General features: G+C 41.1%; 12 protein-coding genes and 1 tRNA gene. 8 read left to right on the top strand and 5 right to left on the bottom strand.

The window, feature by feature from the left end:
• The first annotated feature begins 1,045 nt into the window (after positions 1–1,045).
• The 7 genes from NTZ10_01320 (at position 1,046) to NTZ10_01290 (ending at position 7,369) form a co-directional block, all read left to right on the top strand.
• The gene (locus NTZ10_01320) at positions 1,046–1,756 is read left to right on the top strand and encodes a hypothetical protein (protein MCX5748873.1); all 711 of its coding nucleotides are present in this window, start codon (positions 1,046–1,048) and stop codon (positions 1,754–1,756) included.
• A gap of 246 nt (positions 1,757–2,002) precedes the next feature.
• Positions 2,003–2,302, top strand: a complete 300-nt coding sequence (locus NTZ10_01315) for a septation protein SpoVG family protein (protein ID MCX5748872.1) — start codon at positions 2,003–2,005, stop codon at positions 2,300–2,302.
• The gene (locus NTZ10_01310) at positions 2,266–2,598 is read left to right on the top strand and encodes a hypothetical protein (protein ID MCX5748871.1); all 333 of its coding nucleotides are present in this window, start codon (positions 2,266–2,268) and stop codon (positions 2,596–2,598) included. Before NTZ10_01315 ends, NTZ10_01310 begins: the two co-directional genes overlap by 37 nt.
• Complete coding sequence (locus tag NTZ10_01305) at positions 2,595–2,780, top strand: hypothetical protein (GenBank protein MCX5748870.1); 186 nt, start codon at positions 2,595–2,597, stop codon at positions 2,778–2,780. Before NTZ10_01310 ends, NTZ10_01305 begins: the two co-directional genes overlap by 4 nt.
• 285 nt (positions 2,781–3,065) lie before the next feature.
• Entirely contained in the window at positions 3,066–3,248 is a 183-nt protein-coding gene (locus tag NTZ10_01300) for a helix-turn-helix transcriptional regulator (protein ID MCX5748869.1), read from the top strand.
• Position 3,249: 1 nt separating this feature from the next.
• Complete coding sequence (locus NTZ10_01295) at positions 3,250–5,061, top strand: site-specific DNA-methyltransferase (protein MCX5748868.1); 1,812 nt, start codon at positions 3,250–3,252, stop codon at positions 5,059–5,061.
• A complete protein-coding gene (locus NTZ10_01290; protein ID MCX5748867.1) occupies positions 5,051–7,369 on the top strand; it encodes a DEAD/DEAH box helicase family protein in 2,319 nt (772 codons plus the stop codon). Before NTZ10_01295 ends, NTZ10_01290 begins: the two co-directional genes overlap by 11 nt.
• Positions 7,370–8,739: 1,370 nt before the next feature.
• Here the strand turns inward: NTZ10_01290 and NTZ10_01285 are convergent.
• From NTZ10_01285 to NTZ10_01265, 5 genes are all read right to left on the bottom strand, one after another.
• Positions 8,740–8,812 (bottom strand) — tRNA-Asn (locus tag NTZ10_01285).
• A 198-nt stretch (positions 8,813–9,010) separates the two neighbouring features.
• Positions 9,011–10,177, bottom strand: a complete 1,167-nt coding sequence (locus NTZ10_01280; protein MCX5748866.1) for a transporter substrate-binding domain-containing protein — start codon at positions 10,175–10,177, stop codon at positions 9,011–9,013.
• A gap of 151 nt (positions 10,178–10,328) precedes the next feature.
• Entirely contained in the window at positions 10,329–12,866 is a 2,538-nt protein-coding gene (locus NTZ10_01275; protein ID MCX5748865.1) for an ankyrin repeat domain-containing protein, read from the bottom strand.
• A 46-nt stretch (positions 12,867–12,912) separates the two neighbouring features.
• Positions 12,913–13,692, bottom strand: a complete 780-nt coding sequence (locus tag NTZ10_01270) for an SUMF1/EgtB/PvdO family nonheme iron enzyme (GenBank protein ID MCX5748864.1) — start codon at positions 13,690–13,692, stop codon at positions 12,913–12,915.
• A 230-nt stretch (positions 13,693–13,922) separates the two neighbouring features.
• A complete protein-coding gene (locus NTZ10_01265) occupies positions 13,923–15,158 on the bottom strand; it encodes a C45 family autoproteolytic acyltransferase/hydrolase (protein MCX5748863.1) in 1,236 nt (411 codons plus the stop codon).
• Between the two features lie 161 nt (positions 15,159–15,319).
• Between NTZ10_01265 and NTZ10_01260 the strand changes: the two genes are divergently transcribed.
• The gene (locus NTZ10_01260) at positions 15,320–16,300 is read left to right on the top strand and encodes a hypothetical protein (protein MCX5748862.1); all 981 of its coding nucleotides are present in this window, start codon (positions 15,320–15,322) and stop codon (positions 16,298–16,300) included.
• Positions 16,301–16,302 lie beyond the last annotated feature (2 nt).

Genomic DNA, 16,302 nt, shown 5'->3' with positions numbered 1-16,302 from the left:
CCCCTAGCATGTTTGCTTTTGAACAAAAAGCCGACACAAGAAATGCCTTGTTTTACTCTTAGTTCAGCCAAATAACATCAAACACTTCAGATCAAAAATGCATGAAGGGGGTATGCCACTACGAAAAAAATAGAATTTATCGAGCCTCACGCATATATGTGCCAGCTGAATGAATATGCGGCCCAGCAACTGGGAGAACTGTGCCGGGGATGTGTTTGCAAGTAGCACACATATGTCCGGTTAGAACGTTAACCGTACAGGAATTAGATAAGACCAACTGTTCCTACAACCTTAACGTAATGATCTTCAATCATTAATACACCTCTAAAGTAATACGGGTGTATGTGCTAATAATATTAATAGATTAACGATAGATATTAGAACACAAAAAAGAGTAGAACGTCCCTTTTTTAATCTTCTAATTTAAGGAAATATATAAAAGCATATTAGTAAGCATATGATCCATAGAATAAACGATGTTAGTTGCTCGTTTATATCTTCATGCTATAAGCAATGAATTATAAACTGTTAATATATTTATTGCATAATACTTAGTAATAGCAAAGAAATTTTATATAAGAGCGTAAGTGTTATGTAAATATGTTTATTTATGCTTATTCTATTTACACACTGATTATTGTGTGATGATGTTATTGATGCCAGCGTATCAATTGAAAATAATTACGAAAATATAATGTCTGAAGAATTACGATATAAGCAAATTCATATAGAATTTGTAGTAATACCTGCTCCGCTAATCATAAGAATAAGTATGTATAGATAGAGGGGTACCCCCCAAGAAAAATGCACACGACTGGAAGGGATTATATATAAGCCTTGCTATACAATGCATTAGAATAGTAAAATATAACAGACGGTTAATAGTATGACCTCCCGAACTAATAGGAGATTTATGCTGATAGTTCATGAAGAAAAAAGAAATTTCCTACACAACATATTTGAGTTATTAAAAAGAAAAGAAACTCCATCCTTCAAGAATCTGTACAAATTATGCAAACTCAAGAACAATTCAAGCAATAAATTAATGGATGTAGTAGAAAAACATTTATGGGGATATCCATTGTTCCAGCATGAATTATACGATTCCATTAAGGATAAGAAAGAATGCAACGAGCTATTTGCTCTTTTATTAAGATCGAGCAAATCCTTTAAAGATTTTTTGAGAGGCTTAAATTCAATCCTTGCCATCTTTTCGTCAAAAAGTATAGATAAAAACTATGTCACATCCTTTCAGCCAGCATTTGATATGTTGCGAGAATATGATATCGATTATAAATTGTCTCATTTCATATATGCTTTTCTATTTGAATACTTATATTCACTTGTGTGCATGTGTGTCTTCTTAAGCCAATGTAAGACTTGCTCTGATGTGTTTGTTGTGACCAAGCCAAACAAGCTGTGGTGCTCCAAGGATTGCAGAAAACGAATACATCTCAAGAAATACTATCATGGGACAGTTGCATTGGAAGACTTTGTAAAACGCTATGGTAAAAAACAGGCCATGCAAATGTATGGTCGACTAACTATGTTTGGGTATATAGATCCTCAAGGTGTTATCACAAAAATGTTTGGTGCAAAGAAATCAATGAAGGATCTTGTTGAAATATTCGGAGAAAAGAATGCGTCTATCGTTGTTGATATATTGTCGGGCAAACAGAAGAACAAGCAAAGAATCCAAACCCAAAGCCGCTCAGCTATTAGATCATTAAGAGCAATGTTAAAAAGCCGCAAATAAAGCATTATTCGCTGCATTTGATCTATTCCTACCCGTACTTAAACATGGCTAGTTTGCTGTGTTTAAGCATCTTTTCGACTATTCACTTCTTCAATATAATCATTTCCGTGAGTAATAGTTGTGTATATGCAAGCTCTACTAAGACTTGTGATCAAAACAAAGAAGTGGCGAATAACCTTGCCGCCTTCTTTGATCTGTTATACAAGTGGGATGAAACTAATAACGTGTCGCTGGAAGTGAAAATAAATGAGGATAGAATCGATCGAACTGAAAAGAATTAAGCCGGAGAAAACGCTTAGAGCATTTGCATCATGCGTCCTTACCGGGGAACTCAATCTCAAGCTGTCTTCAATAGCTATTCATTCAGACGGGCATCTCAGCTGGGTAACTTTCCCAAAGATAAGAACACCTCAAGGAGAATTATTCTTCTCTTATACCCCTATGGACGAACACACAAAGACCTTAATTGAAAATGCAATTATTGAAAAATATGAAAAGGAAGTGAAGCTATGGGAAAAGGAAAGTCTAAAGCACCTCCCTTCGTAATGCTCCCAAATGATTTATTGGATGATGCTAATTTTCGAAGATTATCGGAATCCACAAAGATTATTTACATATACCTAAAAAAATCATTTAACACAAAAGAACCTTTTGTGCTGAAACTATCATATATCAGTATGGAAGACATGATTAGTTCAAAAACCATGAGCAAGGCACTTAAAGAGCTTATAGATAATGGATTTATTGAGAAGATTAAACAGGGTGGATTATTCGGAGGCCGCACTACATATAGACTGATTGGTCCGCATAGCAGCTTCTATTATGGGAGGCAAAATAAATGACCATAGGTATGGCTATATCTATAGATGTCTGTAAAAAGGAAAGAACTATTTTGACTGCTCCCATGCTTGAGATATGGAGAAAAGAAAGAACTCAAAGCAGAATACCCAGGGTGTTCTGTAGAAAGGAAGGCGGTGATATGGAGAAAGCACAGCTGCCATCTAATTTGAAAGGAGGAAATTAATAATGAGATCCCCAGTACAGTCCATAAGACAGCATTGCCTTAATTGCGTAGGAGGTAGCCGGCTGGAGGTTAAGCTATGCACGAGTATAGATTGTCCCTTATTCCCATATCGTTTTGGCAAGAACCCTAACAGAAAAGGCATCGGTGGCAGAGGCAACCCGGGAGTGTTAAGAAAGTTCAACTTGAGTCTTGATAAGAATGCACAGAATTGATTTTGACTGACGGATGAAGAAGTATATACATGTTAAATATGCAGTGCTATACTATGCTATAAAGGATGCTGAAATGGACTTGATTAAAGAACTGGAAGAGTATCGCTTGAAGAATAAGATCACACAGGTAGAGCTTGCCGGGATCTTGGGGGTTGCCTTTTCTACAGTAAATCGGTGGTTCAACAATCGAGTTAAACCGAATAAGATACAAAAATATCATATAGAGAATTTGTTGAAGACACGGAAGCAAAAGTAATATGGCGAACAATTATTCAAATCTGTCAAAAGAAGAACTACTTAAGGTTGTTGAGAAGCTTGAGTCTCGCAAGAAATATGGTCTTATATGGGATGAGGAACGAACAAAAGAGCAGTTTGAAAAAGAATCAGATAATGCCCTTCCCGTACTAAAGGAAGTTAAAAACAGAGACATTAAGACTGATTCTTCTAAACCTATTAACATCCTAATAGAAGGTGATAATTATCATGCTCTTTCCGTTTTGAATTATACCCATAAAAGCAAGGTTGACTTAATATATATTGATCCTCCTTATAACAGGGGTGATAAGGACTTCAAATATAATGATAAGTATATTGATTCCGAAGATTCATATAAGCATAGTAAATGGTTATCATTTATTAAGAAACGTCTCTATTTGGCTAAACAATTATTAAAAGATTCTGGCTTAATCTTAATATCAATTGATGATAATGAGGTGGCTCAATTAAAGTTGTTATGCGATGAAATCTATGGAACTGAAAACTTTATTGCAATGATGGTTTGGGAGGGCGGCTTAAAGAATGATTCAAAATTTGTTTCTTTGTCGCACGATTATATTTTGTGTTATGCAAAGTCAAAAACCAATCTAAAAGATCGCAAAGTTATCTGGCGTGTAAAGAAAAAGGGTATTGATGAAATAAATAAAGCCGTAAAATACTTGTTAAAGAAAAACAAAAATAACTATGTGATAGTTTCCGAGAAGATCAAAGAATGGTATGCAGGGCTAGACAGGAAGCATCCAAGTTGGCAGCATAAACATTATAACTATGTTGACAATAAAGGCATTTACTTTGCCGGAGATATTTCGGCAGAGAGTGGCCGTTCCAGACCGTTGTACGAAGTTATTCATCCTATAACAAAAAAACCTTGCAAGGCTCCTGTTCGAGGGTGGCCTACAAAAGACACATTAAATCAATGGATAAATGAGGGTAGAATTCATTGGGGCGAAAACGAAATGTCAGTGCCAAAAGTAAAACGATATTTACATGAAACCGGTGGCGTGGTAATACCAAGTGTGATTTACAAAGATCGTAGAGCTGCCAGAAAATTACTAAAGAATATATTAGGTGGCGACTATTTTGACAATCCAAAAGATGTAGATGTGCTTAAGCTTCTGATTGAATCAACTGTAGAAAAAGGCAGTGTTATCTTGGATTTTTTTGCAGGATCAGGGACGACAGCACAAGCAGTATTAGAATTAAACCGTGACGATGACAATTTAATCAGCTTCATTATGTGTACAAATAATGAGGTTAATGAAGAAACAGATAAAGAGCTTAGGAGCAGAGGACTGAAGCCAGGGGATATTGCTTATGAAAAAGAAGGTATTTGTCAGAAAGCATGCTACCCCAGAATAAGTAAGATTATCAAAGGATACAATGACTTAAACGGTAAAGCAGTAAAAGGCACCAATGGAAATCTAAAATATTTCAAAACAGCTTTTGTTAAACGATCAATTAGTAAGGATAGCCTTAGAAGTCGTATCACACAAGAATGCACGGAAATGCTATGTTTGCGTGAAGGAATATTTGATGAAATTAAAAAGACGCGAGACTATCGTATTTATCAATACAACAATCATGCAATGGGAGTTTATTACTCTCTTGAGCGTGGCGAATTGAAATCGCTTAAGAGGGATCTTGACAAGATAGGAGGCAAAAAAACATTATATTGCTTTACTCTTGATCCTCTTGGACTGGACAAACAGGACTTCCAGGACTGGAAAGATGTATCATTAGAACCAATTCCGCAGAAGATATTAGATGTATATGAGGACATTTATGAATATTGAACTAAAAGAATATCAAAGGGTTGCCGTGAATGAGCTAATAAGTACAGTCAAAGGCTTGTTAAATAAAGAAGGGATGAAAAAGGTTTGTGTATTTCAAGCTCCTACGGGAAGCGGCAAAACCATAATGACCGCTAAATTCATTGAAGAACTTATAAGGGAACTTCCTGATGAGGACATGTGTTTTGTTTGGGTTACTGTCGGCAAGGGCGAGCTACATCTACAGAGCAAGCACAGCCTTGAAAGAATATTTGACGGATCTCCCAGGGTTTCACTTGTTGAAGAAGAATTTAATGGGGGGCGTGAACGCATAGTTAAGAACGAGGTCGTAGTTGTTAACTGGGAAAAACTACGATCAAAAGATAGCTCCACCGGTGATTGGAAGAATGTATTAATGAAAGATGGAGAGAAGATTAACTTCCGTGAAGTTCTATCTAAGACTAGAGAACAGAGAAAGATAATTCTCATTATTGATGAGAGTCATATTGGGGCAACGGCAGAGCGAACAAACGAACTTAGAGACGAGATAAATGCCGATGTCATTCTCGAGATGAGTGCTACCCCAAGGATCCAACCTGACCCAAAAGACCTGGCAAGGCATACAGCAGGCTTTGTTTTTGTTGAGCCAAAAGATGTTATTGATGTTGGGGTGATCAAGAAGGAGCTTATCATTAATCAAAGCATAGACAAAATTGCTAAAGATGAAGATGATTCACAGGAAGTTGTTCTTGAGGCGGCATTTCAGAAACGGCTAGAGCTTAAGAAACTGTTTCATTCTGAAGGATCTAATATCAACCCCCTAGTTCTTATCCAAATTCCAACCGCCGAAGCAGGGAAAGACAAGATCGAAGCCGTTAAAAGATTCCTTTCTGACAAAGGTGTAACTGAGAAGAACAGAAAACTTGCAATATGGCTTGCCGAACAGAAGTCAGAAACCCTAGATTGGGTATCTGAATCTGACAACGAGATTGAATATCTTATCTTTAAGCAAGCAATTGATACCGGCTGGGATTGTCCAAGAGCTCATATTCTTGTTAAATTCAGGGAATCTCATAGTGAAACATTTGAAATCCAGACCGTTGGGCGTATATTAAGAATGCCGGAACTAAAGCATTACTCAAATGAGGCACTGAATATAGGATATATTTATACAAATGTTCAGAGCATACATGTTAAGAGAGAAGAATATAACCCAAATATTATCAAGCATTTGAAGGGCGTTCGTAAAGACTGCTATAAGGACATTAAACTTCTATCCTATTATCGCTCAAGAGTTGACTATGGCGACATTACGGCAAGCTTCGACCCTATATTCGATAAGATTGCTTGCTCTGTATTCGGCATAACAAAACAAGAGTTTTTCGATGAGAACAAAAGATTGCTTGAAAAGAAAGGTGTTGTCATTGATCTTAAGAAATATGAGCAAGAAATAATACAGGATGCAAAGATTGATGGCAAGTCATTTGACGAGGTTATTGGTACTATTGATTCTGAACTAAAAGCCAGGCTGCAAATTGCCGGAAATGACTTGCAGTCATTATTTGAACAAATCATAAAGAACAACCTGGGATCTTTCAGGAATGTTAAGAGGTCAGTTCCAAAGATCAAAACAACAATTTATGTCTGGTTTAAGAAGTATCTTGGCTCTAGAGAATGGGAAGAAGAATCCTTAATGGTACAGAAGATATTTGTTCATAATGGAAATAGGATCATCTTCGAGGGCATCCTCTCGAAAGCCATAGAAGAGTATAGAGCTGTCCGTGAGAAAGAAATATTAAAGCGGTCCGAGGAAAGCGAGCAGTTCTATGATTTTGAGATTGCAAAAGAGGTATTCTACAATCAACATACAGACGAAACAGTAAAGGCAAAGAAATATATTCTTGATCCCTGTTACCTTAATATCGACAGGTCAAATCCTGAAGAGGAGTTTGAGAGTTATTTGGAGGATAACAGCAAGAGTATTGTTTGGTGGTGGAAGAACGGGGAAAATAAAAAAGATTACTTCGGCATTAAATATGAATACCCCAAAGGTATTTTGCATACCTTTTATCCGGATTATTTAGTCCAATTCAATGATGGGCGTATTGGAATCTTTGAAACAAAAGACAAAGGCGACCAGGATGGAAGCACATTTACAAAAGCAAAAAATGAGGCTTTGCAACGCTATATCAAAGAACATCACAAAAAGGATCTATTCGGTGGGATTGCCATTCAGGTCAATGGTTCATGGCTAATCAATCAACAAACTACATTCGACTGGGAAAAATGTTTGCATAATGATTGGAGCGATTGGAAAGAGCTTGTCTTATGAATAAAGCCTTACTATATGTCCGGGTTTCCTCTCAGGATCAAGCCGATGAAGGCTATTCGCTGCAATCCCAGGAAAAAGAAGGCGAGAAATACGCTGAAAGAAAAGGCCTGACCATCGTAAAGAAGTGGTCTGTATCTGAATCAGCCAAGGTTAAAGGCAGGAAAGCATTCAAGGAGATTATCGAATACTCTAAAGCACATCCGGATATTAAGGTCATTGTCTTCGAAAAGGTTGATCGAATGACAAGAAACTTTAGCGATCTATTGGAGGCCTATGATCTAATGGAGAATCATGACAAAGAGATTCACTTCTTTAAGCAGGGTTTGATCATGGATAAAAACTCCAAGTCATCAGATAAATTACAACTTGATCTTCTGGCAGTCCTTTCAAGAAACTATGTAAACAATCTCGGGGAAGAAGTTAAGAAGGGATTAAAAGCAAAAGCCGAGTTAGGAGAATTCCCCGGCGTAGCACCGATTGGATATAGGAACAACAAAGTAACTCACCTTATAGAGCAAGATAATATCCTTGCACCGTTAGTGAAGAAAGCATTCGAACTATATGCTACCGGTAATTATTCCCTATTGTCATTAAGGGATGCCATGACCAAGGAAGGACTTGTGCATAGGGAGCATACTTACAAAGGCATTCACAAGCCTATTATCGATAAAGGCATATTCGAAACTGTACAAGATATGTTTGCAAAGAAGAATAAATACAAAGGCAATCATAGGAACTTTGCATTTACGGGGTTGTTGACATGCTCTCAATGCGGTTGCTCAGTGACAGCAGAGATGAAGAAAGGAAAATACATCTACTATCATTGCACCGGACATAAAGGCGGTGATTGTAAAAAGAATTATATCCGTGAAGAGATCCTTGATGAAAGACTTGCCGAGCTATTAAAGAATATTCAGATAGATGATCACAATCTTGAGATGATAAAGGAGGCACTTCATAAGAGCCATGAATCTGAGAGAGACTACAACGATAAGGCTATAACAGCTTTAAATCAGCAATACACGAAGCTTAAGAACCGATTGGATCAAATGTATACCGATAAGCTTGACGGCGGTATTACGCAGGCTGAGTGGCAATCCAAGTCAGAGGAATGGAAAGATGAGCTTGAGAACATAAACATCAAGATCAACGCCCATAAGGGCTCTAATATCAACTATTACGAGGATGGGGTAAGGATTCTCGAACTTTCAAGAAAGGCTTATTCTCTCTTTAAGACACAGCCGGCAGAGGAAAAGCGGAAATTGATGAACATAATATTATCGAACTGCTATTTGGATGGAGATATTTTGCGACCTGAATACAAAAAGCCCTTCGACTTATTCGTCAAAGGGCCTTCTGATATTCAATTCCTCCCCCGGCTGGACTCGAACCAGCAACAACCTGATTAACAGTCAGGTGCTCTACCGATTGAGCTACAGGGGAATGTTCTCATCCTCTGCGGCTAAACAATCTAGAATAACAATCACTATTCCGATTGCCCGCCGGAGGCCTGCCTTTGGCAGGCAAGCGGGTCCTTGCCCGTCCTGTGGCGGGCGCCTCTGGCGGAAGCTACAGGGGAACGTAAAATTATTATATCCTATCTTTCAGGAATCTTCTACCAAAAAGCAGAGAGTTTCAATTTTATTTGTCAGTATAAAATCCGCACCCTATCAGGAGGTCTTTCCCCTTTATTTTCATGATGTATGAGATCTTGGGCCCGATCTCGTTTGTGTTCTTGTATTTCCATTTATAGCTCACCCAGCCCTGCCCGGGATCGCGGGCAATAGTGATGAATTCTTTCACGAACTGCTTGCCGTCGACGTCCTTCAGGTCCATGAGGTCACGGCCGATCAGAGAGTGGTCCGCGCCGTGCGCGAGGCACTTACCCTTGAGGTCAAAAACGAAAAGATAAAGATCTCCCTGAGAGAATTTCCCCTTTATGTTGTCGAATTCCGCGAATGCCTTTGTCTGTCCCTGTTCTGCATAATATTTCAGGCCGCTCTCGACAAGGCGTTTAACGCGGTTAAGCACGCTCTCTTCATAATACAGTGTGTATTTGGCGGCCAGTTTATCTACCGTGCCGCGGGCGGTCATTTTTGAAATTGTCCTGTTTATTTCAGGCAGGTATTTGGCGTATTTCGATGTTTTTGAAAAAGCGAGATACCAGTTCTCTGTAGTCAGGTAAGGCTTCAGATACGCTATCTTGTTCTCCAGGCCGAGCTTTTTCGATTCAAAAAGTCCGGAGTACAGCCCATAAACAAAAAAATCGGCTGTCCCGTTATTTAACGCCTCAAAATTTTCCTTCACGGTATTCAGTCTGGAAACATCCAGTTTATCCTCCATGAAACTGTCAAAAGCCTGGCCGAAGCTGTCGCCCACTGTTGTCGTGCCGCTCTTTCCGATAAGATCGTCCCATTTATGGTACGCGAAAATCTTATCCTTGCGGACGAAAACCACGACAGGGTCCTTCGCGTAAGATATGGAATAATTCAGATATTTTGTGCGCTGATCCGTCCGGTACAGAGCAACTACGGCATCGATCCTGCCTATGCGGACATCATTCATCACGTCATCCCAGCTTCCCTTAAATTCTATTTTCAGCGGGACGCCGATCTCTTTACAGGCTTCGGACAGGATCTCCGGTCCGACCCCGACTATCCTGCTGCCTTCCTGCCACATGAACGGAGGATATTCCGGATGCCCGGAAGCAAGCAGGTAATCGCGATTCTCTTTTCTTCCCGAGACAAGGAATGCTGCTGCCAGGACCAAAAGAACTATTACCAGCAAAAGCATATATCTTTTCTTCATAAACAAACCTCCCGTTGTATAAATCATGCTGAGTTTTGAGGGTTTAAGTTGGAAATTATTTTAACATTTATTTTGTGATTAGTAAAATGTTTTTGCAAGTTGGATTGTAAAGAGATATATTTTTCTACAAGCGAAGCCAGAATAAAGAGGGCTATTTCCCGATTTTATGTTTTTCTGTCAATAATTGAATAACTTCTGCTTTTTTTTCGTTTTCTAAATATGTATTATTTTTGAGATGATCCAAGGCCGTATCCCCTTTGCGGTCTTTGATATTTACATCAGCTCCTTTGGCGATCAATATTTTTATTACGTCAATATTAACATCGTAGTTATATGAGGCCAGGGCTTTCATAAGAGCTGTTTCCCCGTCATTATCTTTTGCGTTCACATCAGCTCCTGCCGCGATCAGGGCATTTATCGTTTCCAAATGACCGTGCCTGGCGGCATCCATAAGCACTGTATAACCGTTTTTCCTTTTAATTTTCACATCAGCCCCGAGTTCGATCAAAGCTTTGACTGATCTTGTTCTGCCCATTTTTCCCGCCCACATCAATGCTGTCAGGCCGTATTTGTCCGTTTCGTTCAGATCAGCCCCGGCATTGACCAATGATCTTATCTTGTCCGTGTTATCAACGGATATGGCTTTTATAAGTGCTGTTGGAACTTCTTTGTCTTTTCCTTTTTCTTTTTTCCAGGTCTTCAGGTTTTGCGTTATTTCTTCAAGAAAAGATATAACCTCCTTATCTTCACGGCTCAAATATCCAGATTCAAATCTATACATTCTCCTTTTAGCGAAATCTAAAGCTTTTCCCCCCAGATCATTTCTTGCGCTCACATCAGCTCCAGCGGCGATCAGTAAGGTCAATATGTCAATTTTGCCCCAACCTGCGGTATGCATTAATGCTGTATTACCCGTGTTATCTCTTGCGTTCGGATCAGCCCCCACGGCGAGCAATAAAGCTAACATGTCCATTTTGCCTAAATATGCGGCAATCATTAATGCTGTATCACCCTTGTTATTTCTTGCGTTCAGATCAGCCCCCGCGCCAATTAGTGCTTTTGCTTGTGTTATTTCGTCATTGTGCACAGCTGTTATTAGACTATCATTGCGGTTACTTGTGTTCATATCAGACTTTTTTGGAATTAATGCTCTTGTCACATTCGTTATGCCCTCCTTTATGGATGGAGACAATTGAGGAGGACAGTAATTATTTTTTGTCGCGGTTTTAATCGGGGCACTTTTCATTCTTTTATCCAATAATGAAACAATATCCCTATAAAATGGTTTCAAGATACTGTCCTTGTTATCTTTAATATAATCCAGGGACGTTTTCCCTTCCTTGCTTTTTTCGTTCACGTCAGCCCCCGCAACGATCAAAGCTTTTACCATGACCACATAACCTCGCCTCGCGGCTTCTATCATCGCCGTATTCCAGTCATTGTTCTTTACGTTCAGATCAGCCCCTGCGGTAATTAATGCTTTTAATATGTCCGCATGACCCGATCTTGCGGCCTCTGTCAGCGCTGTATCGCCTTTATCATTTGTCGCGTTCAGATCAGCTCCTATAGCAATCAATGATTCCAAAGCTTTTACTGAATCGGTTTCACGGAAAACGGAAGATCCCGCGGCTGATATCAGCTCAGTATTGCCGTCTTTATCTTTTGCGTTCAAAACAGCTTTATCCTCAACAGCTCCCGAAGCAAGCAATATTTTTACTGCGCCGATTTCCCTTTCCAATGCGGCCTGCATCAATGCTGTTCGTCCGTCTTTATTCTTTGCCTTTATATCCGCGCCTGAATTTATCAATGTTCTTACTGTGTTGGTATTGCCGCAAGATGCGGCACACATCAGTGCCGTTCTATGATAATAATCTCTTTCTTCAATATCCGCGCCCGCAGCGATCAATATCTTCACTATTTCCGCTTTGTCTTGCCATGCCGCCGCAATTAAAGCTGTTTCATCATCGTAATGTTTAGTCCGATCTGGCCTCACCATAGACCAAAGACAATTTTTTACTTCAACATCGGCCCCGGCGGCGATCAATGCTTTTACTGTATCGACATTCCCATTTTTTGCTGCCCTTATAAGCAATGTATCGCTAAGAGCTCCCCCGCTACCGTCTGTGTAAAAATTAACTTCATTCAAAGCTTTTTTATCAACAACCGCCCCGGCAGCGATTAATATTTTTACCACATCCTCTTTGCCGTTTATCGCGGCTTTCATCAGCGCAGACTGACCATCTTTATTCTCCGTGTTTATGTCAGCGCCGGCCCCGATCAATACTTTTAATATATCCGCTTTACCGTATGAAGCCGCCTGCATCAACGCGGTTTCTCCTTTACTGTCCGTTGAGTTCACACTGGCCCCGGCGTCGATCAACGCTTTTATAATATCCGTATTGTATGTGAACACGGCTAGACTTAATATACTATTGCCATTATCACTTCCTTTAACGTCCACGCCGGAAGCGATCAGGGCTTTTACCTTCTTTGTATCACCCTTTAATATTGCACTCCCCAATGCATCTCGGCCTTCGCTGTTTTTTGTTTTGGCATCAACATCTCTTGCGGGTCTTTTGCCCATAGCAAGAAGCAGTGTGTTCGGCGTGGTTCTGTCCTGGATCTTATTGGCGGCCCCTTGGTCCGCGGCCGGCATAAGACCGGCTGTGCTGCTTATTTGAAATTGCATTTCTTTTTCCTTCCTGCATATTCTTCGTTGATAAAAATCGGGAATTTCACGCAATTTTCATTGCGATATACCGCTCGGAAACACGAAACCCGATATTGCCGTTCCGGCCCCCGGGATCGCTGTTTCCCCGGTACGCGGCGCGCCGGTAATCCGGACAGTTGAAAGCCCATGAACCGCCGCGCAGCACCTTACGATTGCCGCTGTCAGGACCTTGCGGATCTGTCAAATTATCGCCCGCATATGTACGATAACAATCAGCGCACCATTCCCAGGCATTACCCGACATATCGAATATCCCTGAAGGAGTAGCGCCGTCAGGATACCTGTCAACAGGTGTTGTTCCGCTGCTGTTGAAATTAACGCGTCCTTCGTGAGAGGCTCCGCCCCACGGACATTCTCTTCCTTCGGTGCCCCTTGCCGCGAACTCCCATTGCGCTTCCGTAGGCAGGTTGAAGTTCCTGCCCGTTATCTCTGTCAGGAACTTGCAGTATTCAGTCGCGTCGTTCCACGATACATTTACCACCGGATGCAACGCCAATGCTTGATCGGCCACGAGATCAGGGACTTTTCTTTCCATTATCTGAAGATAACCAAGATATTCGCCGTTTGTCACAGGATATTTACCCATACCGTAATCGCTCAGTGAAATCGTTCTTATCGGCGATTCATGTAATACACTGCTTCCCATCCTGAATGTCCCGCCTGTTATCCGTACTATATCCGGGATTTTTACTTCCACTCTCATATATACAGGATTTAAGATCGCTCTTGCCGGGTTCAGCTCTGTCACTCTCATTCCTCTGATGACCGTACCAATTGCTCCCATTTTTTTCCGTTCTTCCTTTTATTGAGCGGGCAATTAACTCCGGACGCTTGACCCGCTATAATATCATCGTAAGCTTTTTTGCGAAATTTCAATATTTATATTTTATGATGAGTGAATATGGGGGGTCTTCCGACTCGCAGCTTGACAAGCTCTCTGCTCGCTCAAGACAAGTTTCTTTTTTGTATTACAGACCCTGCGATTTTCGCAGGTTTTTTTATTTGTTATTATTTTCAAGTTTTACGTCTGAACAGCGGTTTGAGATCGATCTTTTCCCAGTCAGAATACCCTATCCCCTTAAGCCAAACCGTTTGATCTCCGGGAGCCGTTATTACCTGATAAGCTGTGCCGCCATGAGTAGACCCGCCGGCTTCCCATGAGATACCGAGTATTTCCTTCATCGCGGGGACATCGATCCTGCCCTTGTATTTTTTTGAACTTACCAGCGAGAGCAGATTATTTCTGCGCGTATCCTGGGGAACTGGCGGGGGAACTTTTTTTTCCCATGAGACAGGCAAAGGCCTGACAAAACTATTGTAAGCGACCAGATATCCACTCTCTTTTTCCGATCTTCTTCTCACTCCCCATGTGGGCCATTCAAAAGAATAGGCAGCATCTTTTCCTGCCACCTGGATGATATAGGATACATCGTCAGGAGTCTTCTCGATTGTTTTTTCAAACTCGTCTATGGTTGAACAATCAAACATGAAAGAAAGCAGGGATACAGGGCCCTGAGTCCTTCCTTTGGTCAAAGTCGGATCTGACTGCATGCCATTGTTCAATTCCGCGAAGATACCTTTGTTATTAATGGCGGTCTCGGTAAAGATCGATCCAAGAAATTCTATATCGGCGACACTGTTGGATCCGTCGTCAGGATTGAATACCGCAATGGTCAGCGAGGGCAGCCATCTTTTCCAGTATGCGACTGAATAGAAATCCCAATCACGGCCGAAGATCATTTTGCCGTCATGGCTGTAGTTGTCCCATACAGCAACGCCGCTGCAGCCTTTTTTGGTCTTTGGCTTGTTTGCTTTCTCGGCCCAAATCCCGGCATACTGCGCCAGGTTCATAAAAGCCGCGTTCACCATTATCTGCTTTTCATTGCCAAGGCCGGAGGTTTCCGCCATGCCATAAACGAGCTCCTTGAGGCGGCGGTCAGTATAAGTATTAAAAAGCGCGTATGCGCTCGCTTTTTGGTCTTTATAAGATATCCCCTCAGAAGTGAGATAGTCTGTGACTGAATTATAGAATTCGTTCAGCTGTGGCTTGAGCAGACCTCCGTATTGCCGCCCCATCTCCCGCCAGCTCCCTTTAAGGACCGGAACATAAAATTTATCATTGGCGGTCCGGTAAAGGATCCCGCCCTCAAAAACGGCCGCCTTGCGCAGAGAAAGACCGCCGCAGGAAGACAAGAAGAAGGAAACTGCAAAGAGACCAAAGACACAGAACAATAGAACGGTCTTTCTCATTTATTACTCCTTTTTTGGTTAAAGTATAATAGAATTTTTAGCAGCTGTCAAAAGAATTTCTTGACATCATGCAGTCTCCATTATAAGATATATTCAATATTTATAAAATATTCGTTGAATGTTGGTAATTTGTAAATTTTGGCATAACAGAGGAGGCAAGCATGAAAAAGCTGATTTTTGTTTTATTCGTTTTTCTGATGATGACCGTGATGTTCCTTGAGACCTCGTTTGCGTGCTGGGGTTACCGTCCCATGGGAATGGGCGGCACATTTGTCGCCGTGGCTGATGACGCGAACTGCGCTTACTGGAACAGGGCGGGCGTTGCCCAGTTGGATAAGTGGAAAAATGGAGAAAACCAGATCATTCTGACGACCCGGTTTTTGGACAACGACGGTTTATTCAATAGGGAAGCAAGGGTCGGTAATTCATATTATGACTCCGTCAATTTCGCCCATAAGATAAACGGGAATTTAGGCTGGACCTTTGCCGGGGAGTGGAGCGGAGGAGGAGCGGTCGCGCTTTCGCCGAGCATAGGATTCAGGCTTCCCTGGAACGAAACTATGTCTCTTGGTATAGGTTATTTTTACTATCGGTCGGAAGATTACGGATCTCCTTTCGGGACCAGGGTAATGACCGATACCGTCCAAAATCAGATACATCTTGATTACCTGTGGAGAATGAACAAAGAATGGTCTCTCGGCGTACATTGCGAGAATTTCTGGCTGTTGTCGGGTTATACAACATCTCCTGACATCCCCGGATGGAAACAGGAATTCAGCAACTCTGTTGGTGATGGCGTGAATTTCAGGCCTTCCATAGCCTGGATGCCCGAGGGGAAGTTAAAAGGACTGGTGGTCAATGCCGGTATCTATGATGCTTTCAGAAGTTATGGTGATCCTTATTATTCGGCAGGCTTTGAGTATACCCCGCAGGCCAAGGACAAAGAAAATTTTTGGACCAGAAGTTCATTCAGGGCCGGGATATATAATTACAGGACAAATCCTGACGGCGCGGTAACCCTGGGATACAGCTATAAGATCGACGACAAGCTTGATATCGGCTATTACAGCTTCTTATGGCTTTCAGCCGATAAATTCGCCGCGAATTTCAATCATAATGTAGGTGTTGCATATAAGTTCTAAAA

The sequence above is a fragment of the Candidatus Saganbacteria bacterium genome, assembly GCA_026387835.1.
Classification (GTDB): Bacteria; Margulisbacteria; WOR-1; order JAKLHX01; family JAKLHX01; genus JAPLKZ01.
The sequence above is the reverse complement of the archived record's forward strand: the minus strand, read 5'-3'. Positions and strand labels throughout refer to the sequence as shown.